Genomic DNA, 21982 nt, shown 5'->3' with positions numbered 1-21982 from the left:
GGTGTCACACCCGGCACCGGCACGCCCGACGGCGCACGTGCCGAGGGGCCCGCCCGGTCGTCCGGGCGGGCCCCTCGGCCACGGCTCAGGCGGCGCGCACCAGGTCCACGAAGTAGCGGTGCAGCCGCAGGTCGCCGGTCAACTCGGGGTGGAAGGAGGTGGCCAGCAGGTTGCCCTGCCGGACCGCGACGATCCGACCGGCGGCCGGCCCCTCGGTCACCTCGCCGAGCACGTCGACGCCGGCGCCGACCCGCTCGACCCAGGGCGCCCGGATGAACACCGCGTGGAACGGCTCCCCCTCGACCCCGGCGATCGTCACCGGGGCCTCGAACGAGTCGACCTGCCGGCCGAACGCGTTGCGCCGGACGGTCATCTCGATGCCGGCGAAGCCCCGCTGGTCGGGGCGGCCGTCCAGCACCTCGGTGGCCAACATGATCATGCCGGCGCAGGAGCCGTAGACCGGCATGCCGGCGGCGATCCGCTTGTCGATGGGCTCACGCATGTCGAAGATGTCGGCGAGTTTGCTGATCGTGGTGGACTCGCCGCCCGGGATGACCAGGCCGTCGACCGCGTCCAGCTCCTGCGGCCGACGTACGGGGCGGGCGTGCGCGCCCGCGCCGGTCAGGGCCGCCACGTGTTCCCGGACGTCGCCCTGGAGCGCGAGCACACCGATGGCGGGTGCTGCCGTCACGTTCGCTCCTCTCCTCGGCTGGTTGTTAGGAAGGGGCCCTTCCTATGCGGAATGCGTTAACAGGGGCCCCTCCTTGCGCGTCACCAGCCGCGTTCGGCCAGGCGGTGCGGCTGCGGGATCTCGTCGACGTTGATGCCGACCATCGCCTCGCCGAGGCCCCGGGAGACCTTGGCCAGCACGTCCGGGTCGTCGTGGAAGGTGGTGGCCTTCACGATCGCGGCGGCGCGCTGCGCCGGGTTGCCGGACTTGAAGATGCCGGAGCCGACGAAGACGCCCTCCGCACCGAGCTGCATCATCATCGCCGCGTCGGCCGGGGTGGCGATGCCGCCGGCGGTGAACAGCACCACCGGGAGCTTGCCGGTCTCGGCGATCTCCCGGACCAGCTCGTACGGCGCCTGGAGCTCCTTGGCCGCGACGAACAGCTCGTCGGCCGGCAGGGAGCGCAGCCGGGCGATCTCCTGGCGGATCTTGCGCATGTGCATGGTGGCGTTGGAGACGTCGCCGGTGCCGGCCTCGCCCTTGGAGCGGATCATGGCCGCGCCCTCGGTGATCCGGCGCAGCGCCTCGCCCAGGTTGGTCGCCCCGCACACGAAGGGGACGGTGAACGCCCACTTGTCGATGTGGTTGGCGTAGTCGGCGGGGGTCAGCACCTCGGACTCGTCGACGTAGTCCACGCCGAGGGCCTGCAGGACCTGGGCCTCGACGAAGTGGCCGATGCGGGCCTTCGCCATGACCGGGATCGACACGGCGTCGATGATGCCGTCGATCATGTCGGGGTCGCTCATCCGGGACACCCCGCCCTGGGCGCGGATGTCGGCGGGGACCCGCTCCAGGGCCATCACCGCGACGGCGCCGGCGTCCTCAGCGATCTTGGCCTGCTCGGGGGTGACCACGTCCATGATCACGCCGCCCTTGAGCATCTCGGCCATGCCGCGCTTGACGCGGGCGGTCCCGACGACGGGGGTGGCGCTGGCGTTCGGGGAGGTGGTTTCGGGCACGGGTCATCGCTCCTCGGCGTGCTCGGGGGGTGGCGGCTAGCTGAATGCTACGACGGGCGTAACGCCGCTCCGACAGCCAATCAGACCCACGGTGGCCTGCCCTGTGGCCGTCGTCACCCGGCCGGCGCGGCTCAGGCGGGCACGTCGGCGGGGAGCTCCAGGGTCGGGTCGTCGATGTCGAAGTAGCGCGGCCAGGGGTGCCGTCGCCCCATCCGCAACAGCCGCACCAGGGGTCGGCCCCGGGCGGACCGGGCGTCGCGGACCAGGTCGGTGTGCACCTGGCGGGCCAGCGCGAGCCGGCGGCTCGCGGCGATCACCGCCTCGCAGTCCGGTTCGGTCGGGTCCAGCCGCACCGCCCGCAACTGCCGGGTGAGGTCGTTCTCGGCGGCCTCCCGCTCCTGCGGCTCGGCGTCGAGGGCGATCCGGGCCGCCGCGTACAGCTCCACGCCGTAGCGCCGCTCGGCCAGCACGGCCGCCGCCGCGGCGCGGCGCAGCAGGTGCGCGTCGAGGGCCCGGGCGGCGGACTCCGCGCGGACGCGCAGCCGCTCGACCCGGCCGGCGGTCCAGATCAGGTACGCCGCGACGAGCCCGACGACCAGGCTCGCGCCCACCACCCACCACATGCCCGGCATCGTAGTGCTGCTCCGTTCGCCTCGTCCGGGGTGCGGCCGACGCGGCCGGCGGTCACTCCCGTCACGGAAGCCACCCCGGTCACACCACTCAGCCCAGCCCCGCCCACTCCTGGTCGATGACCCGCCCGTCGGTCGCCTCGATCGCCGCCGCGTAGACCTCCAGGACCCGGCGGGCGACCACGGGCCAGTCGAAGTGCGCCACCACCTGGTCGCCGCAGGCGGTCAGGTCGGCCCGCCGCGCCGGATCGTCGAGCAGCTCCGCGAGGGCCGCCCGCAGCGCCGCGGCGTCGCCGGTGGGGAAGAGCTGCCCGGCCCGGCCGCCGTCGAGCACCCGGCGGAACGCGTCGAGGTCGCTGGCCACCACGGTCGTGCCGGCGGCCAGGGCCTCGGTGAGGATCATGCCGAACGACTCGCCGCCGGTGTTCGGGGCCACGTAGAGGTGGACGCTGCGCAGCATCCGCGCCTTGTCGGCCTCGGAGACCAGGCCGAGGAACGTGACCCGGTCGCGCAGCGGGGCGGGAAACCGGTCGAACAGGTCGTCCGGGTCGCCCGGCCCGGCGACCAGCAGCCGCAGCCCGGGCCGCGTGCCGGCCAGCTCGACGAACGCGTCGCGCAGGATCGGGAAGCCCTTGCGGGCCTCGGTGAACCGACCGAGGAAGCCCAGCGTGCCGCCCTCGCCGGGCCCGCACTCCCCGGGCCAGCCGGGCAGCGGTGCCGCGTGGCTGAACTTGGCGACGGTGACGCCGTTGGGGATCTCCACCGCGCCGCCGTCCATGTGCTCGACCTGAACCTTGCGGGCCAGCGCGCTGACCGCGATGCGGGCGGTGATCCGCTCCAGCACGATCTGGAGCACGCCCTGGGCGGCGGCGAGCACCCGGGACCGGGTCATCGCGGTGTGGAAGGTGGCCACCACCGGCCCCTTGGCCGACAGCACGGCCAGCATCGACAGGCTGAGGGTCAGCGGCTCGTGCACGTGCAGCACGTCGAACTCGCCCCGGGCGATCCAGCGCCGGACGCGGGCGGAGGAGACCGGGCCGAACGCGATCCGGGCCACCGACCCGTTGTACGGCAGCGGCACGGCCCGGCCCGCCGGCACCACGTACGGCGGCAGCGGGGAGTCCTCGTCGGCGGGGGCGAGGACGCTCACCTCGTGCCCGAGCCCGAGCAGCGCCTCCGCCAGGTCCATCACGTGGTTCTGCACCCCGCCGGGCACGTCGAAGGAGTATGGGCACACGATGCCGATCCGCATTCCCGCGCCCCTTCGCCTCAGGCCGTCCCGGTGGCGGCCGGCGGGCCGGCGGCGGGCCGGGACCCGTCGTCGCCGGTGCCGCGCTGGTCCAGCCACATCCGCTGCAACATGTGCCAGTCTTCCGGATGCCGGGCGATGCCCGCCGACAGACCGTCGGCAATGTGCTGGGTCAGCACCCGGACCCGCTGGTCCAGCGGCCCGCTGTCGGCGTCGGGCAGGGGCAGCGGGCCGGCGATCGAGGCGCACGCGGCGTCCGTTTCGTACCACATCGAGGCGACGTAGAGCGGCGCGCCGGTGCGGATGGCCAGCAGCGCCGGGCCGGCGGGCATCCGGGTCCGCGCGCCGAAGAAGTCGACCTCGATCCCCCGGGCCGAGAGGTCCCGGTCGGCCAGCAGCGGCACCACCGCGCCGCTGCGCAGCCGGTCGACCAGCACGTCGAAGGCGGGGCGGTCCCCGCCGTGGGTGGGCAGGATCTCCATGCCCAGGCCCCGGCGGAAGGCGAGGAAGCGCTGGTAGACGGCCTCGGGCTTGAGCCGCTCGGCGACCGTGGTGATCGGCCAGCCGGTGGCGGCCACCCAGGCGCCGGCGGCGTCCCAGTTGCCGGCGTGCGGCAGCGCCACCACCGCGCCCCGGCCGGCGGCGACGTCGGCGGCGAGCCGGTCGACGCCATCGGGGGCGAGGCGGAACCCGGTGAGGATCTGCTCGCGGCTCAGCGACGGCAGCCGGAACGCCTCCATCCAGTAGCGGGCGTAGGAGCGCAGGCCCCGGCGGACCAGGTCGTCCAGTTCCGCCTCGGGCAGCTCGGGGCCGACGACCCGGCGCAGGTTGGCGCGCAGTCGGGCCGTACCCCCGCCGCCGGCGCGGTGGGCGCGGTCGGCGCCCGCCCGGAAGGCCGCGGCCACGACGGGCCGGGGCAGCGCGCGGGCCAGGCGCCAGCCGGCGACGTAGCCCAGCTCGGTGAGGTTCACCCCCGGGACCCGCTCGGCGTGTTCGCCTGGGCCTGCCGGTAGACGTGGGCCATCCGCTGGCCCACGGTGAAGATCGAGACGGCGGCCAGCAGCCAGAGCGCGACCTGGAGGGCGTACGGGACGCCGACGCCGGTGAGCAGGCCGCCGACGCCGACGATGAGCAGCCGCTCGGTGCGCTCGGCGATGCCGACGTTGCAGGTCATCCCGAGCCCCTCGGCGCGGGCCTTGACGTAGGAGACGAGGCCCCCGGCGGCCAGGCAGAGCAGCGCGGCGGCGACGCCGGCGTGGTCGCCCTGGGTGGCCAGCCAGTAGGCGACCGCGCCGAAGACGGCGCTGTCGGCGACCCGGTCCATGCTCGAGTCGAGGAATGCGCCGAACCGCGTCGAGCCGCCGCTCATCCGGGCCATCGTGCCGTCGAGCAGGTCGGTGAGCGCGAAGAACGTCACGACCAGCGCGCCGGCGACGAGGTGGCCGCGGGCGCCGAGGCCGAGCGCGCCGACGAGCACCCCGAGGGTGCCGGTCACGGTGACGGCGTTCGGGGTCACGCCTGCGCGGAGCAGGCGGCGCGCGATCGGCTCGACGACGCGGGTCATCCCCGCGCGGGCCGACACTTGGAAGATCTTCGCCATGGCGGTCCCACGATAACGGCCGGCACCCCGCGGCGGTACGCCCCGGTCGCCGACCCGCCCGGGGAAGTCTTGTGCCGGCTCCGCAAGAGGTGTGAGATCGGGTGTGTGGGTGAGTTAGCTCACCCGCCGGACCGTCCCGTATCAGTCGTGCAGCCGATCACCGGAGGATGTCGCCGCGGCAGCAGCATCGGGCCGCTTCCCGTCGCGCGCGGCGGTCGTCACCCACCACCGGCCAAGGGAGGTGCGCCCCATGGCGCAGAAGAGTCAGGACAAGGGGGCCGCCGGCGGCGCGCCGACGGTCACCGAGCCCGGCGGGGTACGCAACGTGGTGCTCGTCGGGCACTCCGGGGCGGGCAAGACGACCCTGGTCGAGGCGCTGCTCGCCGCCACCGGCACGATCGGCCGGGCCGGCTCGGTCGCCGACGGCACCACGGTCTGCGACCACGACCCGGCGGCGGTGCGCCAGCAGCGCTCGGTGAGCCTGGCCTGCGCCCCGCTGGTGCACCAGGGCGTCAAGATCAACCTGCTGGACACCCCCGGCTACGCCGACTTCGTCGGCGAGCTGCGCGCCGGCCTGCGGGCCGCGGACGCCGCCCTGTTCGTGGTCTCCGCCGTCGACGGGATGGACGCCACCACCGCCGCGCTGTGGGAGGAGTGCGCCGCCGTCGGCATGCCCCGGGCGGTCGCGGTGACCCGGCTGGACCACCCGCGCGCCGACTTCGACGAGGCCGTGGCGCTGTGCCAGCGGGTCTTCGGCGACAACGTGCTCCCGCTGCACCTGACCATGCTCGGCGACGACGGCGAGTCGGTCGCGGGGCTGCTCGGCCTCGTCACCCGCCGGGTCTTCGACTACACCGCCGGCCTGCCGGCGCAGGTGCGCGAGCCGGACCCGGAGCACCTGCCGGCGATCGCCGAGTCCCGCAACGAGCTGATCGAGGGCATCATCGCCGAGAGCGAGGACGAGTCCCTCATGGACCGCTACCTCGCCGGCGAGGAGATCGACACCGCCGTGCTGATCGCCGACCTGGAGAAGGCCGTCGCCCGGGGGCACTTCCACCCGGTGCTGCCGGTCTGCGCGGCCACCGGGGTCGGGCTGGACGTGCTGCTCGACGGCCTGGTGTCGGCGTTCCCCTCACCGTTGGAGCACGAGCTGCCCGCCGTCACCGGGGTCGACGGCTCGCCCCGGCCGCCGCTGACCTGCGACCCGTCCGGGCCGCTCGTCGCCGAGGTGGTCCGCACGACCGTGGACCGGCACGTCGGGCGGGTGTCGCTGGTCCGGGTCTTCTCCGGCACGCTGCGCCCCGAGCTGACCGTGCACGTCGCCGGCCACGGCATGGCCGAGCGGGGGCACCCCGACCACGACGCCGACGAGCGGGTCGGGCACATCTACACCCCGCTGGGCGCGAGCCTGCGCGAGGTGGGCGCGTGCGTGGCCGGCGACATCTGCGCGGTCACCAAGTCGGGCAGCGCGGAGACCGGCGACACCATCTCCGCCAAGGACGACCCGCTGCTGGTCGCCCCCTGGGAGATGCCCGAGCCGCTGCTGCCGGTGGCCGTCGTCGCGCGCAGCCGCGCCGACGAGGACGCGCTGGCCCGCAACCTGGCCCGGCTCGTCGCAGGCGACCCGACCCTGCGGCTGGAACGTAACCCGGAGACCCACCAGCTCGTGCTGTGGTGCATGGGCGAGGCGCACGCCGACGTGGTGCTCGACCGGCTGCGCGGCGGCGGCGTCGAGCTGGACACCGAGCCGGTGCGGGTGCCGCTGCGGGAGACCCTCGCCGCGCCCGCGAAGGGGCACGGCCGGCACGTCAAGCAGTCCGGCGGCCACGGCCAGTACGCCGTCTGCGACATCGAGGTCGAGCCGCTGCCCCGGGGCACGGGGTTCGAGTTCGTCGACCGGGTCGTCGGCGGCGCGGTGCCGCACCAGTACGTCCCGTCGGTGGAGAAGGGCGTCCGGGCGCAGCTGGAGCGGGGCCTGGTCGCCGGGCACCCGGTGGTGGACCTGCGGGTGACCCTGGTCGACGGCAAGGCGCACAGCGTCGACTCCTCCGACGCGGCGTTCCAGACCGCCGGGGCGCTCGCGCTGCGCGACGCCGCCGAGAAGGGCCAGCCCGTCCTGCTGGAGCCGATCGACGAGGTGGTCGTGCGGGTGCCGGGGCACGCCGTCGGCGCGGTGCTGGGCGACCTGGCCGGCCGGCGCGGCCGGGTGCTCGGCACCGAGCCCGACCCGGACGCCGAGGGGCAGACGCTGGTGCGCGCCGAGGTGCCGGCCGTCGAGCTGCTGCGCTACGCCGTCGAGCTGCGCTCGCTCACCTCCGGGACGGGCACCTTCCGCCGCCGGTTCGCCCGCTACGAGCCCGCCCCCACCCACTGACCCGCGGTCAGGGACGGGTGGGCGGGGTCGGCGGCATGGGCCAGTAGGGGCGGTCGGCGGAGCGCAGGGCCGCCGACCGCAGCGCCGCCAGTTGGCGTTCCACCTCGGCGAAGTGGTCCGGGGCCAGCGGGCCGAGGGCCATGGCGGCGGCGTTCTCCTCCACCTGGGCGACCGTGCGGCAGCCGGGGATCGGGATCGCGCGGTCGCTGCGGGCCCAGAGCCAGCCCAGCGCCCCCTGGGCGAGGGTGCGGCCGTCGGCGGTCAGCGCCGCCCGGACCGCGCCGACCCGGCGCAGCCACTCCGGGGCCGGCCGGCCGCTGCGGAACCACTCCAGCCAGGTCGCCGTCGCCCCCCGCACGTCGTCGCGGGGCAGGGTGGAGCCGGCGGCGTACTTGCCGGTGAGCAGGCCCATGCCCAGCGGGGCGCGGTTGATGCTGGCCAGGTCGTACTTGTCGCACACGGCGAGCATGTCGGGGGTGTCACGCAGCACGGACAGGTCGTGCTGCACGGCGGTGCCGGGGCGGGCGCCCTGGCCGAGGGCGTCGGCCCGGTCCACCCGGTCGGTGCTCCACCCGTACGCCCGGATCAGCCCCTCGGCGACGAGGTCGTCGCAGGCCGCGAAGAGCGCCTGCGCGCGCGGCACCGGCAGGTCGCCCAGGTGCAGCTGGTAGAGGTCGATGCGGTCGGTGCCGAGGCGACGCAGCGAGTCGACCACGGCCCGGCGCAGGTGCGCCGGCGAGGCGTCCTGCCCGGTGGCCTGGCGGGTCGGGGGGTCGAACGTGTAGCCCCACTTGGTGGCGATCACGGCCTCGTCTCGGCGGCCGGCGAGGGCCCGGCCGAGGACCTGCTCGCCGTGCCCGGCGCCGTACGTGTCGGCGGTGTCGAAGAGGGTCACGCCGAGATCGAGCGCCCGGCGGACCGCGCGGATCGACTCGGCGTCGTCGACCGCGCCCCAGCCCAGCGGCTGGGTGCCCTCGGCCCAGGGGCCGCCGATGGCCCAGCAGCCCATGCCGAGGGCGCTGACCTCGATGCCGCTGCGACCCAATGTCCGTGTCGTCACTGCCACCGCCAGATCGTGCCACTCGGAGCGCCGCCGCGGGCGGCCGTTTCACCGGAACGAGACGACCCGGCCACGCAGGGTCAGCTCGGCCAGGCGTGGCGGAACAGGTCGCGGGTGTCGGTGAGCAGCTGGGGCAGCACCTTCGTCCGCCCGATCACCGGCATGAAGTTGGCGTCGCCGCCCCACCGGGGCACCACGTGCTGGTGCAGGTGCTCGGCGATGCCGGCCCCGGCGACGCCGCCCTGGTTCATCCCCAGGTTGAACCCGTGGGCGTTGCTGACCCGCCGCACCACCCGCATCGCGGTCTGGGTGAAGGCCGCCAGCTCGGCGGTCTCGGCGAGGTCGAGGTCGGTGTAGTCGGGCACGTGCCGGTAGGGGCAGATCAGCAGGTGCCCCGGGTTGTAGGGGTAGAGGTTGAGCACCGCGAAGACCCGCTCGCCCCGGGCCACCACCAGGCTCTCCTCGGCCGGCAGGCCGGGGGCCAGGCAGAACGGACAGCCGCCGGGCTTGTCGTAGCCGCCCTCCGGGCGGTCGGAACCGGAGACGTACGTCATCCGGTGCGGAGTCCAGAGCCGTTCCAGCCCGTCGGTCATGCCGTTGCCCGTGTGCCGTTCCTCCCCTGTCACGCCGTCGATCCTACGGTCCCGGCGGCGGATAGGGGGTGAAGAATCTTGACGAAGAGACGTTGATCAATGAAGCTTCCAGTCAGGAGAAAGCTCGACAATCGTCGATGGGAGATCACGTGAAGACCGCACTCCGACGGCTCGGCAGGGCCCTGGCCGCCTGCGCTCTCGCCGCCGCCACCACCCTGGTGGGGCTGACCGTGACGACCGGCGCCGCGCACGCCGACGGGTGCTACACGTGGGGCCGGGCGCTGACCTCCGGCGCCACCGGCGAGGACGTCCGGCAGCTCCAGATCCGCCTCGCCGGCTACCCCGGCTACGGCGCGGTCCTCAGCCTCGACGGCTCGTTCGGCCCGGCCACCCGCTCGGCGCTGATCCGCTTCCAGCAGGCGTACGGCCTGTCCGCCGACGGCTCCGCCGGCCCGCAGACCTTCAACATGCTGTACGCGCTCCAGGACGACGACTGCACGCCGGCCAACTTCAGCTACGCCGAGCTGAACAACTGCAACAGCGACTGGTCCGGCGGGGCGGTGTCGGCGAGCACCGCGCGGTTCAACGCCCTCGTGTCGATGTGGAAGCTCCAGGCCCTGCGGCACGCCCTCGGCGACCAGTCGATCCGGATCACCAGCGGCTTCCGCAGCTACGCCTGCAACAGCGCGGTCGGCGGCGCGTCCAACAGCCGGCACCTCTACGGCGACGGCGTCGACATGGGCTCCGGCCCGCACTCGCTGTGCCGGCTGGCCCAGCAGGCCCGCAACCACGGCTTCGCGCAGATCCTCGGCCCCGGCTACCCCGACCACAACGACCACGTCCACGTCGGAGCGGCGGGCGGCTGGTCGGCCCCGAGCTGCGGCATCTGACGGTCACCGGGCAGGAAGGGTTCCCTTCTCACGGCTGCCGTGAGAGGGGAACCCTTCTCTACCGAATGCGTTAAGAGGGGGCCCTTCCTTAGCCCTGGGCCGACGGGCCGGCGTTGGTGCGGGAGTTGACCACGTCGAGCACGTGGGCCACCGCCTCGTCGACCGGCACGCCGTTGCGCTGCGAGCCGTCCCGGTAGCGGAACGACACCGTGCCGGCGGCCACGTCGTCGTCCCCCGCGATCACCATGAACGGGATCTTCTGCTGCTGGGCGTTGCGGATCTTCTTCTGCATCCGGTCGTCGCCCGCGTCCACCTGGGCCCGGATGCCCTCGGCGCGCAGCGCCGCCACGAACCCGTGCAGGTAGTCGGTGTGGTCCTCGCGGATCGGGATGCCCACCACCTGCACCGGGGCCAGCCAGGCCGGGAACGCCCCCGCGTAGTGCTCGGTGAGCACCCCGAAGAACCGCTCGATCGACCCGAACAGCGCGCGGTGGATCATCACGGGCCGCTGCCGGCTGCCGTCGGCCGCCTGGTACTCCAGGCCGAAGCGCTCCGGCAGGTTGAAGTCGACCTGGATGGTGGACATCTGCCAGGTCCGGCCGATGGCGTCCTTGGCCTGCACGGAGATCTTCGGTCCGTAGAAGGCCGCGCCGCCCGGGTCGGGCACCAGGTTGAGGCCGGACTCCTGCGCCGCCGAGCGCAGCGCCTCGGTCGCCCGCTCCCAGTTCTCGTCGGTGCCGACCGACTTCTCCGGGTTACGGGTCGACAACTCCAGGTAGAAGTCGTCCAGGCCGTAGTCGCGCAGCAGTTCGAGCACGAAGGCGAGCAGGGACTTCAGCTCCCCGGCCATCTGCTCCTCGGTGCAGAAGATGTGCGCGTCGTCCTGGGTCATGCCCCGCACCCGGGTCAGGCCGTGCACCACACCGGACTTCTCGTACCGGTAGACCGTGCCGAACTCGAACATCCGCAGCGGCAGCTCCCGGTAGGAGCGACCCCGGGACCGGAAGATCAGGTCGTGCATCGGGCAGTTCATCGGCTTGAGGTAGTAGTTCGCGCCCTCGACCTCCATGGGCGGGAACATGCCGTCGGCGTACCAGTCGAGGTGCCCGGAGACCTCGTACAGGTGCCCCTTGGTGATGTGCGGGGTGTTGACGAAGGAGTAGCCGGCCTGCTCGTGCTTGATCCGCGAGTAGTTCTCCATCTCCCGGCGGATGATCCCGCCCTTGGGGTGGAAGACCGCCAGGCCGGAGCCCAGCTCGTCGGGGAAGCTGAACAGGTCCAGGTCGACGCCGAGCTTGCGGTGGTCGCGGCGGGCGGCCTCCTCCAGGAGCTTCAGGTACGCCTTCAGCTCGTCGCGGGTCGGCCAGGCGGTGCCGTACACCCGCTGCAGCTGCGGGTTCTTCTCGCTGCCCCGCCAGTACGCGGCGGCCGACCGCATCAGCTTGAACGCGCCGATCAGCCGGGTGTTCGGCAGGTGCGGGCCCCGGCACAGGTCCGACCAGCAGACCTTGTCCTCCTTGGCGGCGAGGTTGTCGTAGATGGTCAGCTCGCCGCCGCCCACCTCCATCACCTCGGAGGAGTCCAGCCCCTCGCCCTTGACGTCGATCAGCTCCAGCTTGAACGGCTCGGCGGCCAGCTCGGCCTTCGCCTCGTCGAGGCTGGCGAACCGCCGCCGCCGGAACCGCTGCCCGGACTTGACGATCTCCTGCATCCGCTTCTCGAGCTTCGCCAGGTCGTCGGGCTGGAACGGCTTGTCGACGGCGAAGTCGTAGTAGAAGCCGTTCTCGATCGGCGGGCCGATGCCGAGCTTCGCGTCGGGGAAGACGTCCTGCACCGCCTGGGCGAGCACGTGCGCGGTCGAGTGGCGCAGCACGTTGAGCCCGTCCGGGGTGTCGAGGGCGACCGGCTCGACGACGGTCTCCTCGGCGGGCGCCCAGTCCAGGTCGCGCAGGTTGCCCTGCGGGTCGCGGACCACGACGACCGCCTTCGGGCCGGTGGACGGCAGCCCGGCCGCGGCCACCGCGTCGGCCGCCGTCGTCCCGGCGGCGACGACGACGGGGTCGGCCACGACGGGGGTACGGGGTGCGGACACGGTGACTCCTCCAGAGGACGACAAACAGCGGCCGGCCGGCCGCCCCCGCTGATGCTAGCGGGCAAGGAAGGGCCCCTTCTTATCGCATTCGGTAGTGGAAGGGCCCCTTATTAACGCCGAGGGCCGGGCGACGCGGCGCACGGCGGCGGGCCACGGGCGGGCCGGCGGGCGGGCCGGCGGGCGGGCCGGCGGGCGGGGGCGAGGGAGGGAGGGCCGGCACGAGCGGGTGCCGGATTGAACCTTTCGGCCGCGCCAGCCGAACTACCGGGTGGGGCCGGTGTCGGAAGCGGCCGGAGGAAGACGAAGGGCAGGGGCGAGGGTGGCGATGATCCGCAGGCACAAGCGAGGGCTCCGGATGTCGGCGTCGGCCGTCCTGGCCGTCGTCGCGGCGACGCTGGGCTGGGCCGGTACGGCGCTGGCGGCGGACGTGACGAGCACCCCTGAGCAGGCCCGCCAGGGCGACCCGGTACGGCTGGAGATCGTCGTGCCCGAGGAGCGCCCGGGCACCCGGACCGAGCGGGTCGAGCTGCGGCTGCCGGCGGCGGCGCCCGTGGGCGAGGCGTACCCGATGTCGGTGCCCGGTTGGGCGCCCCGGATCACCACGCGGAAGCTGGCCGAGCCCATTCCCGGCATCCACGGCACGACGATGGACACGGTCACCGCCTCGGTGGTCTGGACCCGGGCCGAGGGCGCGCCCGCCGGCCCCGCCCGGCTCGCCGTCTCGATGGGGCCGCTGCCCCAGGCCGAGAAGATGGTGTTCGAGGTGGTGCAGACGTACTCCGACGGCGCGGTCGTGCGCTGGGCGGACCCGGCCGGCGGTGCGCGGCCCGCACCGGTGTTGACCCTGCTGCCGGCGGCGAGCGGGCACGGCGGGGACGGGGCCACCGGCGCGCACGGCGGGGGCCCGTCCGACACGACGGCGGCCGGCGAGGCTCCCACGCCGGCCGTCGCCCTGTCGGACGGCGACGCCGCAGGCGACCGTGGGTTCACCGATGCCCTGCTGGCGGCGGGGCTGGTCGCGGGGCTCGGCGGGGGCGCCGCGCTCGGTTGGCTGGCGACCCGGTGGCGGCGACGGACCGACCCGCCGGGGGTGACCGCGCCCGAGGGCGACGAGCTGCGCCGGATCCTCGACGGCGACCTCCCGCCGCGGGACGCGGACGACACGACCGGGACCACGGGCGGGAGCACCACGACCGCGGTCCACGCCGGCGAGACCACGAACGGGGCCGCCGGGACCGCCGACGAGGCCGGGGCGGTCGCGGCGCCGGAGCCGCAGCCGGCGGGCCGGTAGAGCGGCGGGCCGAGCGGCGACGCGGCCGGTCAGGCGACGCGGCCGGTCAGGCGACGCGGCCGGTCAGGCGACCCAGTCGGGCAGGGGCTCGCGGGCGGCGAGCCAGTCGGCGGGTACGCCGCCCGGCGTGCCGACGCCGGTGTGGGCGGCCACGACCGCCCCGACGATGGCGGCCGTGGTGTCGACGTCCCCGCCCGCCTCGACGCAGGCCCGGATCGCGGCCGGGTAGTCGTCGAGGTGGGTCGCCGCCGCCCAGAGCGTGAGCGGCACCGTGTCCTGCGCGGTCACCCGGGAGCCGTTGCCGAGCGCGTCCACGGCGACGGCGAGGGGGCGGCCGAGCAGGCCGGCCGCGCGGCGTACCCCCTGGTGCACCTCGCCGGGGTCGAGGGCCGCGGCCACCGCGGCGAGCAGCCGCGACGGCGGCGGGCGGTCCCCGTCGAGGCGGGCCCGGGTGGCCAGGGCGGCGGCCACCGCGACCGCGACGGCGCCGGCGATGCCCTCCGGGTGGGCGTGGGTGACCTCGGCGGAGGCCCGGGCCTGGGCCGCCGCCTGCCGGGTCGAGTCGGCGAACCACGCACCGAGCGGGCCGACCCGCATCGCCGCGCCGTTGCCGCACGAGCCCTGCCCGTCGAACGCGGAGGCCGCGGCGACGGGCCACGGCGTGCCGGTGCGGATCAGGCGCAGGATGGTCACCGCGCCGGGCCCGTAGCCGCGGTACGGCTCGCAGCGGTGCGCGAAGGCCAGCGCCAGCCGGTCCCGGTCGATCTCACCGACCTCGGTCAGCTCGGCCACCACGGAGCAGGCCATCTCGGTGTCGTCGGTCCACTGCCACGGCGGCGGCGGGAACCGGCCGGCGGCGAGGTCGCCGGGCCGCCGGCCCGGCACGAAGAACTGCGAGCCGAGGGCGTCGCCGACGGAGAGGCCGTGCAGGCTGTCCCGGGCGAGCGCCGCACGGGTGTCCGCGAAAAGCGTGAATGGCATGGCCGTACCAGCTTGCCCGGTCGCCGGGTGCGCCGCAACGCGCCCCGCTTGCCATCGCGAGTACGGTGCTGACGTGGCCACGGTGCTCCTGGTCGAAGACGACCACGTCGTACGCGGCGCGATGCTGCGGTCCCTCGCCGACCGTGGGCACGCCGTGCACGCCGTGGGCACCGCGCTGGACGCGCTGCGCCGGGTCGCGGCCCAGACCCCCGACCTGGTGGTGCTGGACCTGGGCCTGCCCGACCTGGACGGCTCGGACGCCCTGCGGATGCTGCGCGGGATCACCGACGTGCCGATCATCATCGCCACCGCCCGCGACGACGAGCAGTCGGTGGTGCGGCTGCTGCGGGCGGGCGCGGACGACTACATGGTCAAGCCGTTCACCGGCGCGCACCTGGACGCCCGCATCACCACCGTGCTGCGCCGGGCGGGCCGGGCCAGCCGGACGGTGCAGCCGGCCGTGCACACCGTCGGCGGCCTGCGGGTGGACGTCGGGGAGCGCAGCGCCCTGCTCGACGGGGTGCCCCTCGCACTGACCCGCAAGGAATTCGACCTGTTGGCGTATCTCGCCGCCCGACCCGGGCGGGTAGTGTCCCGCCGGGAACTCTTGGAGGAGGTATGGCGGCAGCCGTCGGTCGGCGAGGACCAGACCATCGACGTTCATCTGTATTGGCTGCGTCGCAAAATGGGCGAGTCCGCGGCGAAGCCGCGCTACCTGCGCACCGTGCGGGGGGTGGGCTTCCGGTTGGTGGCCCCGGACTGAGGGGCGCGCTGGCCTGGCTCACGGCCGGCATGTGCACCCTCGTCGCGCTCGCGTTCCTCATCCCCCTCGGCATCAGCCTGGGCGAGCGGACCCGCGAGGAGGCCATCGCGGACGCCGCCCGGCGCAGCGCGCTGGTCACCGGGGCCCTCGCGGTCAGCACCGAACCGGCCGTCGTCCAACGCGCCGTCGAGGCCAGCGGCGACGACCCGGCGACCCGGCCGCTGGTGCACGGGCTGGGCGGTGACGACGCGGCCGGCCGGGCCGACGGGGCCGCGCTGGCCCGGGCCGCCGCCGACCGGCGTTCCGTGGTCACCGACGTGCCGGGCGGGGTGCTGCGGCTCGACCCGGTGGTGCTGGGCGACTCGGTGGCCGTGGTCGAGGTGTTCGTCCCGGACGCCACCCTCGACGAGGGCGCCACGGGCCGGTGGCTGCTGCTGGCGGCCGTGGCGCTGGCGCTGGTGGGCGCCGCCGTGCTGGTGGTCGACCGGGTCGCGGCCCGCACGGTCGACTCGACCCGGGGGCTCGTGCAGGCCGCCCTCGCCGTCGGCGACGGCGACCTGGGGGTACGCGTCGAGCCGACCGGCCCGCGCGAGCTGGCCGAGGCCGGGTACGCGTTCAACCGGATGGCCGACCGGCTGGTGGCGGCCCGCACCGACGAGCGGGAACTGGTGGCCGACCTGTCGCACCGGCTGCGTACCCCGCTGACGGTGCTGCGGCTCGACGCCGACGGGCTGGACTCCGACGACACCAGCGTCGGCTCGTTCACCGAGGCGGAGCTGGACCGCCGGCGCGCGATCCGGCGGATCCGGCAGGCGATCGTCACCCTGGAGGGCGAGATCGACGTGCTGATCAACACGACCCGTAAGGCGGTCGCGCACGAGGCCGGGCCGGCGATGTGCGACGTCAGCGAGGTCGTCCGGGACCGGATGGTGTTCTGGTCGGCCCTCGCCGGTGACCAGAACCGGCCGCACCGGGTCAGCGGCGCGCAGCTGCGCATCCCGGCGCCGGTGCCGCGCGCCGAGCTGGCCGCCGCGCTCGACGCGGTGATCGGCAACGTGTTCCGCTACACCCCGCAGGGCACCGCGTTCGAGGTGGCGGTCTCCCGCCGGGACGGGTATGTCGCGATCCGCATCGACGACGCCGGCCCCGGCATCGCCAACCCGGACCGGGCGCTCGCCCGGGGCGCCAGCGACCAGGGCTCCACCGGCCTGGGCCTGGACATCGCCAAGCGGGTGGCGTTGCAGGCCAACGGGTCGGTGAGCATCGACCGGGCCCGGCTCGGCGGGGCCAGCGTGGTGATGCTGCTGGCCGACCCGGAGGCCGTCCCGCGGCAGGTCAACCGGTTCGGCCTGGTCGGGCGGATGGCCCGCGACGCGCGGGAGCCGAAGGCCGAGGGCCGCCGCTGGACCCGCCGCCGCCCGTCGGACGGCTGACCGCCCCGGCTGCGCCGCGGCTGGTCGGCCGCCGGCCCGGGGCGCGGCCGGTTGTGCGCAGACGCAAGTCTTCCTTAGATCCGGATTAACCACGGCGGCACACCGGGCGCGCGGTGGCAGGATCTGGGGCGAACCCATCAGTTCCACCGGCCATTCCGGGATCTCCTCCGGTCGGTGGAGCCGTGCGCGCGGCGGGAGTGCGGTCCCCCCACAACCTCCTCCCGCCGCGCGCCAGCCCGGATCCGGGCGCCCGTCGACCCGCGCTCCGGCGGGCCGACAAGCCCCCGGTCAGCCGGCCGACGCGGCCAGGTAGCCGTCGATCTCGCCGGCCAGCCGCGCCTTCTCCCCCGGCGACAGGAACGACGCGGTCACCGCGTCGGTGGCCAGCGCCGCCAGCCCCTGCGGGCCGAGGCCGAGCAGCCGGGCCGCCACCGCGTACTCGTCGTTGAGGGTGGTGCCGAACATCGGCGGGTCGTCGGAGTTGATGGTGACCAGCACACCGGCCTCGACCAGCCGGGGCAGCGGGTGGACGTCGAGCGAGGCGACGGCCCGGGTGCGCACGTTGGAGGTGGGGCAGACCTCCAAGGCGATGCGGTGCTGCGCCAGGTGGGCCAGCAGCTCGGGATCGTCGGCGGCGGAGATGCCGTGGCCGATGCGTTCCGCGCCGAGGTCGCGCAGCGCGTCCCAGACGGTCTGCGGGCCGGTGGTCTCGCCCGCGTGCGGGACCGAGCGCAGCCCGGCCGCCCGCGCCTGGTCGAAGTACGGCGTGAACTGGGGCCGGGGGACGCCGATCTCGGGGCCGCCCAGGCCGAAGCTGATCAGGCCGGCGGGCTGCTCGTCGAGGCAGATCCGCAGGGTCTCCTCGGCCGCCGGCAGCCCCGCCTCGCCGGGGATGTCGAAGCACCAGCGCAGGGCGATGCCGAAGTCGGCCTCGGCCCGCTTGCGGGCGTCCTCGATGGCCTCGCAGAACGCCGGGGCGGGGATGCCCCGGCGCACGTGCGAGTAGGGCGTGACGGTCAGCTCGGCGTACCGGACCTGCTGGCGGGCCAGCTCGCGGGCCACCTCGTGGGTGAGGATCCAGACGTCCTCGGGGTCGCGGACCAGGTCCACCACGCTGAGGTAGACCTCGATGAAGTGGGCGAAGTCGCGGAAGGCGAAGTAGTCGGCGAGGGCGTCCGGGTCCGCCGGCACCGGGCTGGCCCCCTCGTGGCGGGCGGCCAGCTCGGCCACGATGCGCGGCGACGCGGAGCCGACGTGGTGCACGTGCAGCTCCACCTTGGGCAGGCCGGCGATGAAGGCGGACAGGTCGGTCACGGGCTCTCCTCGGGAGGGTGCGGCGGGCGGGCACCGGTGCGGGCGACGACGAACACGCGGCGGAACGGGAAGCACACCCGCCCCTGCCGGACCGGGTACGCCGCCGCGAGGCGGGCGGCGAGCTGGGCGCGGAAGTCGGCCCACCGGGCGTCGTCCAGGGCCGCCCGGACGGGGCGCAGGGCGGTGCCCTCCATCCAGGTCAGCACCGGGTGGTCGGCGTCGGCGGGGGCCGGCAGCAGGTGCACGTACGTAGTCTCCCAGGCGTCGACCGCGCAGCCGGCCCGGGTCAGCAGCGTGGCGTAGCCGACCGCGTCGTCGACCGGATCCTCGCGCAGCGCCGGGGCGAGCGCGGCGGCCCACGGCCCGCCCCGGGCCACCGCGTGCAGCGCCCGGTGCGAGGGGGCGGCGAAGTTGCCCGGCACGGCGAAGGCGAGCCAGGCCCCGGCGGGCAGCTCGGCGGCCCACCGGGTCAGCAGCTCCCGGTGGCCGGGCACCCACTGCAGCAACGCGTTGCTGACCACCACGTCGACGTCGGGGGCGGGCCGCCAGTCGCGCACGTCGCCGACCGCGAAGTCCACCGGCGCGGCCAGCGCGACGGCCCGGTCGATCATCTCCGCCGAGGCGTCGAGGCCGGCGACGCGGGCGTGCGGCCAGCGGGCCGCCAGGCCGGCGGTCAGCGTCCCGGGCCCGCAGCCGAGGTCCACCACGGCCCTCGGCCGCTCGGCCGGGACCCGCGCGAGCAGGTCGTGGAAGGGCCGGCCCCGCTCGTCGCGGTAGCGCAGGTACGTCGCCGGATCCCACATCGCGCCTCCAAACCGTACGTCCGTCTTGTTTTAAGGTACGGCCCGCCGCACGGCCGGACAAGCCGATCACTAGGCTCGGGGCATGGAGCAGCGCACCTTTACCCGGCTCGGACGGCACGTCGGCGTGGTCGGGCTCGGCGCCTGGCAGCTCGGCGCGGACTGGGGGCGGGTCGACGAGGCCGACGCGATGGCCGTCCTGGCCGCCGCCGTGGACTCGGGCGTCACGTTCGTCGACACCGCCGACGTCTACGGCGACGGGCGCAGCGAGCAGTTCATCGGGCGGTTCCTGCGGTCCCGCCCCGACGCGGGGCTGACCGTGGCGACGAAGATGGGCCGCCGGGTCGAGCAGCGGCCGGAGGCGTACACGGCGGAGAACTTCCGGGCCTGGACCGACCGGTCCCGGGCCAACCTCGGCGTGGACACCCTCGACCTGGTCCAGCTGCACTGCCCGCCCACCGCCGTGTTCGCCGACGACCGGGTCTTCGACGCCCTCGACGCCCTCGTCGCCGACGGGCGCATCGCCGCGTACGGGGTCAGCGTGGAGACCTGCGACCAGGCGCTCACCGCGATCGCCCGGCCCGGCGTGGCCAGCGTCCAGATCATCCTGAACGCGCTGCGCCTCAAGCCCCTCGACCGGGTGCTGCCGGCCGCCTCGGCCGCCGGGGTCGGCATCATCGCGCGGGTGCCGCTGGCCAGCGGCCTGCTCTCCGGCCGGTACGACGAGCACACCACCTTCGCCCCCGACGACCACCGCACCTACAACCGGCACGGCGAGTCGTTCGACGTCGGGGAGACGTTCTCCGGGGTGGACTTCGGCACCGGGCTGGCCGCCGTGCGCCGGCTCGCCCCGCTGGTCGGCACGGGCCGCACCATGGCCCAGTTCGCGCTGCGCTGGGTGCTCGACCAACCCGGCGTCACGGTGGTCATCCCCGGTGCCCGCGACGCCGAGCAGGCCCGGCGCAACGCCGCCACGGCCGGCCTCGCGCCGCTCACGCCCGACGAGCTGGCCGCCGTGCGGGACACCTACGACGAGCTGATCCGGCCGCAGGTGCACGACCGGTGGTGACCCGCCCGGCGACGGTGCTCGCGCACCGCGGTGACGACGCGGATGCTGGAACGACGCGCATGCTGGACCGGGCCGGCGGGCCCGGCCGGTGAGCGGAGGGGGGACGCGATGAAGGGGTGGCTCCGGCTCACCCTCGGCCTGCTCGCGATGGTCGTCGGCGCCGTCTGGACGGTGCAGGGCCTCGGCTACGTCGGCGGGAGCATGATGACCGACCAGCGGATCTGGGCACTGCTCGGCCCGGTGCTGGTCCTGATCGGACTTGCGGCCCTCTGGTACGGCCTGCGCGCCCGACGCCGCCGCCCCTGACCGCCAGCCCACGGTGGTGGGGAGGCGGTCGCGACCCGGTCCCGGCGGAATCGTCCCGGGGTGGGGCGGGCACGTGAAAAGCCCCGCATCCCGAACGGGACACGGGGCTTGACTTGATCCGGGTCGGATCATCCCCTCGGCCGGCGGGCCGGCCACGGCTGCTCAGATCGGGCGGACCTGCTCAGCCTGCGGGCCCTTCTGACCCTGGGCGATCTCGAACTCCACCCGCTGGTTCTCCTCCAGCGTGCGGTAGCCGCTGGTCTGGATGGCCGAGAAGTGGACGAACACGTCAGCACCCCCGCCGTCGACGGTGATGAAGCCGAAGCCCTTGTCTGCGTTGAACCACTTCACGGTTCCCTGCGCCATGTGTATCTCCTTCTAAAACTGGCGGCCGAGCACGCCGTGCGGCCGATTGGCCGTTTTCGAGCAGCGGCGCCTGAGGCGGCCCCCTGTGCAGGAGACTTCTCTCAACCCACGCTGTCTCGCAACAGCGTGGAACAGCAAACCACGTAGCGAAAACTCTGCACAGCCTACCGGACGAAATTCTTCGACATGTGACCTGAAGGACGCCCGAATTCCGGCCTCCCGGGCCCTTCCCGCACGCACGAAGGCCCCCTTCCCGGTCACCCGGGAAGGGGGCCCACGCCTGTCCTGGCTGGTCAGTCGGGCCAGCGGCCGGTCAGCCGGCGTACGCCCACCGCGCCGCCCCGGTCGACGGCCGCGCGGACCACGGAGAAGATCGCGCCCTGGAGGGCGGCGGCGGCGAGGATCTCGCCCCAGCCGCGGTCCTCGTCGGTCGCGCTCGGGGCCTCGCCGTCGCCGGCCGTCACCTTCCAGACCTGCCGGAAGATCACGCCCGCGACCGCACCGGCGGCCAACCCCATCAACACCCCGACAGGCTTGTACGCGGCCCTGCCGATGCCCTTGCTCACCTGCGCCTCCCCCGGACGATCAACAGCACGATCATGGTAGCCACCGCGCCGGCGGCGACCGCCGCCCACGGCACCGGGCTGCGGCCCAGCTCCGCACCGGAGGCGGCCCGCTCCCGGGCGGCCTCGGCGCCCTGGGCGGCCTGCCCGCGCACCCGGGCCACGGTCTGCGCGGCCTGCTCCCGCATCCGCCCCCTGGCCTGCTCGGCGGAGGAGCGCAGCCGGGCCTTCACGTCGGCCTTCGCGGCCAGCGCCTCCATCGTCTCGCCGAGCTCCACCCGGGTACGCCGGATCTCCTCGCGCAGCGCCTCGGTGTCTCCTGTGCCGTTGGTGCCGTTGCTCGCGCCGCCCGTCATGCCCGTCCCCTGTCCTTCACCGCGGCGGTGACGGTGTCCACGTCCGCCCGGACGCTGCGCACCGCCGCCGCCGGAACCGGCGGGACCGCCTGGCCGACCTGCCTCTTGCCGACCAGGGCGAGGATCCCGGCCGCCAGGAAGAGCACCACCGCGACGATCAACGCGGCCGCCCAGACCGGCACGACCAGTGCCAGCAGCAGGATCGCGGCGGCGATCAGCGCGCCCAGGCCGTAGAGAGCCAGTGCGCCGCCGCCGCCGAAGAGGCCGATCCCGATGCCGGCGTGCTTGCCCTTCTGGGTCAGCTCCGCCCGGGCCAGGGCCAGCTCGTCGCGGACGAGTCGGGAGACCTGCTCCGTGGCCCGTTGCACGAGTTCGGCGGTGGACGGCTCGCTCCCGGTCCGCGACGTGCGGTGATTCGCGACGTCAGCCATGCTGTCCTCCTTTCGTCATCACCGCGCTGTATGCCCGGAGTCGCCGCCCGTCAATCCTGCGCGGGGCGGCCAGTCGCACTGACCGCGCCGCGCAGCAGTCCCCGGGAGACGGCCGTTCAAACCCCGCCCGGCC

At 74.8% G+C, this 21982-nt stretch carries 23 protein-coding genes; 7 read left to right on the top strand and 16 right to left on the bottom strand.

Annotation, left to right across the window (positions count from 1 at the left end; translation table 11 throughout):
- Window positions 1-85 precede the first annotated feature (85 nt).
- The 6 genes from pdxT to pgsA form a co-directional block, all read right to left on the bottom strand.
- Window positions 86-691: a pyridoxal 5'-phosphate synthase glutaminase subunit PdxT gene (gene pdxT / locus ACVMYR_RS19685; RefSeq protein WP_043962918.1), complete on the bottom strand. Its 606-nt coding sequence runs from the start codon at window positions 689-691 to the stop codon at window positions 86-88.
- A gap of 80 nt (window positions 692-771) precedes the next feature.
- Window positions 772-1689, bottom strand: a complete 918-nt coding sequence (gene pdxS / locus ACVMYR_RS19680) for a pyridoxal 5'-phosphate synthase lyase subunit PdxS (protein ID WP_396788290.1) — start codon at window positions 1687-1689, stop codon at window positions 772-774.
- A 131-nt stretch (window positions 1690-1820) separates the two neighbouring features.
- Window positions 1821-2312 carry a hypothetical protein gene (locus tag ACVMYR_RS19675; protein ID WP_043962915.1) on the bottom strand — a complete coding sequence of 164 codons (492 nt, stop codon included), beginning with the start codon at window positions 2310-2312 and terminating at the stop codon, window positions 1821-1823.
- Between the two features lie 97 nt (window positions 2313-2409).
- Window positions 2410-3570 (bottom strand): glycosyltransferase family 4 protein, encoded by a 1161-nt coding sequence (locus ACVMYR_RS19670; protein WP_457122374.1) that lies wholly within the window; start codon window positions 3568-3570, stop codon window positions 2410-2412.
- Window positions 3571-3587: 17 nt separating this feature from the next.
- The gene (locus ACVMYR_RS19665) at window positions 3588-4538 is read right to left on the bottom strand and encodes a phosphatidylinositol mannoside acyltransferase (RefSeq protein WP_077937243.1); all 951 of its coding nucleotides are present in this window, start codon (window positions 4536-4538) and stop codon (window positions 3588-3590) included.
- Window positions 4535-5167, bottom strand: a complete 633-nt coding sequence (gene pgsA / locus ACVMYR_RS19660) for a phosphatidylinositol phosphate synthase (RefSeq protein WP_077937242.1) — start codon at window positions 5165-5167, stop codon at window positions 4535-4537. Before pgsA ends, ACVMYR_RS19665 begins: the two co-directional genes overlap by 4 nt.
- A 250-nt stretch (window positions 5168-5417) precedes the next feature.
- Between pgsA and ACVMYR_RS19655 the strand changes: the two genes are divergently transcribed.
- The gene (locus tag ACVMYR_RS19655) at window positions 5418-7541 is read left to right on the top strand and encodes an elongation factor G-like protein EF-G2 (RefSeq protein WP_431894223.1); all 2124 of its coding nucleotides are present in this window, start codon (window positions 5418-5420) and stop codon (window positions 7539-7541) included.
- Between the two features lie 7 nt (window positions 7542-7548).
- Here the strand turns inward: ACVMYR_RS19655 and ACVMYR_RS19650 are convergent, their stop codons facing one another.
- On the bottom strand, window positions 7549-8607 hold the full coding sequence (locus tag ACVMYR_RS19650; RefSeq protein ID WP_228986723.1) for an aldo/keto reductase: 1059 nt from the start codon (window positions 8605-8607) through the stop codon (window positions 7549-7551).
- A 74-nt stretch (window positions 8608-8681) separates the two neighbouring features.
- Complete coding sequence (locus ACVMYR_RS19645) at window positions 8682-9194, bottom strand: HIT family protein (protein ID WP_091279922.1); 513 nt, start codon at window positions 9192-9194, stop codon at window positions 8682-8684.
- Window positions 9195-9343: 149 nt separating this feature from the next.
- Between ACVMYR_RS19645 and ACVMYR_RS19640 the strand changes: the two genes are divergently transcribed.
- The gene (locus ACVMYR_RS19640) at window positions 9344-10084 is read left to right on the top strand and encodes a D-Ala-D-Ala carboxypeptidase family metallohydrolase (RefSeq protein WP_353898640.1); all 741 of its coding nucleotides are present in this window, start codon (window positions 9344-9346) and stop codon (window positions 10082-10084) included.
- Window positions 10085-10172: 88 nt separating this feature from the next.
- On the opposite strand, the gene thrS is transcribed toward ACVMYR_RS19640, so the two are convergent.
- Window positions 10173-12176: a threonine--tRNA ligase gene (gene thrS, locus ACVMYR_RS19635; protein ID WP_457122373.1), complete on the bottom strand. Its 2004-nt coding sequence runs from the start codon at window positions 12174-12176 to the stop codon at window positions 10173-10175.
- Between the two features lie 355 nt (window positions 12177-12531).
- On the opposite strand from thrS, the gene ACVMYR_RS19630 reads away from it, so the two are divergent.
- Complete coding sequence (locus ACVMYR_RS19630; protein WP_457122372.1) at window positions 12532-13467, top strand: YcnI family protein; 936 nt, start codon at window positions 12532-12534, stop codon at window positions 13465-13467.
- A 63-nt stretch (window positions 13468-13530) separates the two neighbouring features.
- Here the strand turns inward: ACVMYR_RS19630 and ACVMYR_RS19625 are convergent, their stop codons facing one another.
- Complete coding sequence (locus ACVMYR_RS19625; protein WP_457122371.1) at window positions 13531-14448, bottom strand: ADP-ribosylglycohydrolase family protein; 918 nt, start codon at window positions 14446-14448, stop codon at window positions 13531-13533.
- A gap of 73 nt (window positions 14449-14521) precedes the next feature.
- Here ACVMYR_RS19625 and ACVMYR_RS19620 point away from each other — a divergent pair, with 73 nt between their 5' ends.
- Window positions 14522-15211, top strand: coding sequence for a response regulator transcription factor (locus tag ACVMYR_RS19620; protein ID WP_043962905.1), 690 nt, complete (start codon window positions 14522-14524; stop codon window positions 15209-15211).
- A 29-nt stretch (window positions 15212-15240) separates the two neighbouring features.
- On the top strand, window positions 15241-16644 hold the full coding sequence (locus tag ACVMYR_RS19615; protein ID WP_431894229.1) for a HAMP domain-containing sensor histidine kinase: 1404 nt from the start codon (window positions 15241-15243) through the stop codon (window positions 16642-16644).
- Window positions 16645-16932: 288 nt separating this feature from the next.
- Here ACVMYR_RS19615 and ACVMYR_RS19610 read toward each other — a convergent pair whose 3' ends face one another.
- Window positions 16933-17958 carry an adenosine deaminase gene (locus ACVMYR_RS19610; RefSeq protein WP_091279936.1) on the bottom strand — a complete coding sequence of 342 codons (1026 nt, stop codon included), beginning with the start codon at window positions 17956-17958 and terminating at the stop codon, window positions 16933-16935.
- Complete coding sequence (locus ACVMYR_RS19605) at window positions 17955-18761, bottom strand: trans-aconitate 2-methyltransferase (protein ID WP_077937235.1); 807 nt, start codon at window positions 18759-18761, stop codon at window positions 17955-17957. The genes ACVMYR_RS19610 and ACVMYR_RS19605 overlap by 4 nt, the downstream gene beginning before the upstream one ends.
- An 82-nt stretch (window positions 18762-18843) precedes the next feature.
- Between ACVMYR_RS19605 and ACVMYR_RS19600 the strand changes: the two genes are divergently transcribed.
- Together ACVMYR_RS19600 and ACVMYR_RS19595 are read left to right on the top strand one after the other, a co-directional pair.
- Entirely contained in the window at window positions 18844-19827 is a 984-nt protein-coding gene (locus ACVMYR_RS19600) for an aldo/keto reductase (protein ID WP_043962902.1), read from the top strand.
- Between the two features lie 108 nt (window positions 19828-19935).
- Window positions 19936-20133, top strand: coding sequence for a hypothetical protein (locus ACVMYR_RS19595; RefSeq protein WP_077937234.1), 198 nt, complete (start codon window positions 19936-19938; stop codon window positions 20131-20133).
- Between the two features lie 162 nt (window positions 20134-20295).
- Here the strand turns inward: ACVMYR_RS19595 and ACVMYR_RS19590 are convergent, their stop codons facing one another.
- From ACVMYR_RS19590 to ACVMYR_RS19575, 4 genes are all read right to left on the bottom strand, one after another.
- Window positions 20296-20499 (bottom strand): cold-shock protein, encoded by a 204-nt coding sequence (locus ACVMYR_RS19590; protein ID WP_007075740.1) that lies wholly within the window; start codon window positions 20497-20499, stop codon window positions 20296-20298.
- 293 nt (window positions 20500-20792) lie between these two features.
- Entirely contained in the window at window positions 20793-21065 is a 273-nt protein-coding gene (locus ACVMYR_RS19585) for a DUF4235 domain-containing protein (protein WP_043962900.1), read from the bottom strand.
- Window positions 21062-21418 (bottom strand): DUF3618 domain-containing protein, encoded by a 357-nt coding sequence (locus ACVMYR_RS19580; RefSeq protein WP_043962899.1) that lies wholly within the window; start codon window positions 21416-21418, stop codon window positions 21062-21064. The genes ACVMYR_RS19585 and ACVMYR_RS19580 overlap by 4 nt, the downstream gene beginning before the upstream one ends.
- Complete coding sequence (locus tag ACVMYR_RS19575; RefSeq protein ID WP_457122370.1) at window positions 21415-21849, bottom strand: phage holin family protein; 435 nt, start codon at window positions 21847-21849, stop codon at window positions 21415-21417. Before ACVMYR_RS19575 ends, ACVMYR_RS19580 begins: the two co-directional genes overlap by 4 nt.
- Window positions 21850-21982 lie beyond the last annotated feature (133 nt).

The sequence above is a fragment of the Micromonospora sp. PTRAS2 genome (genome assembly GCF_054052245.1).
Note: the sequence above shows the minus strand (reverse complement) of the source record. Positions and strands in the feature narration are given on the sequence as shown.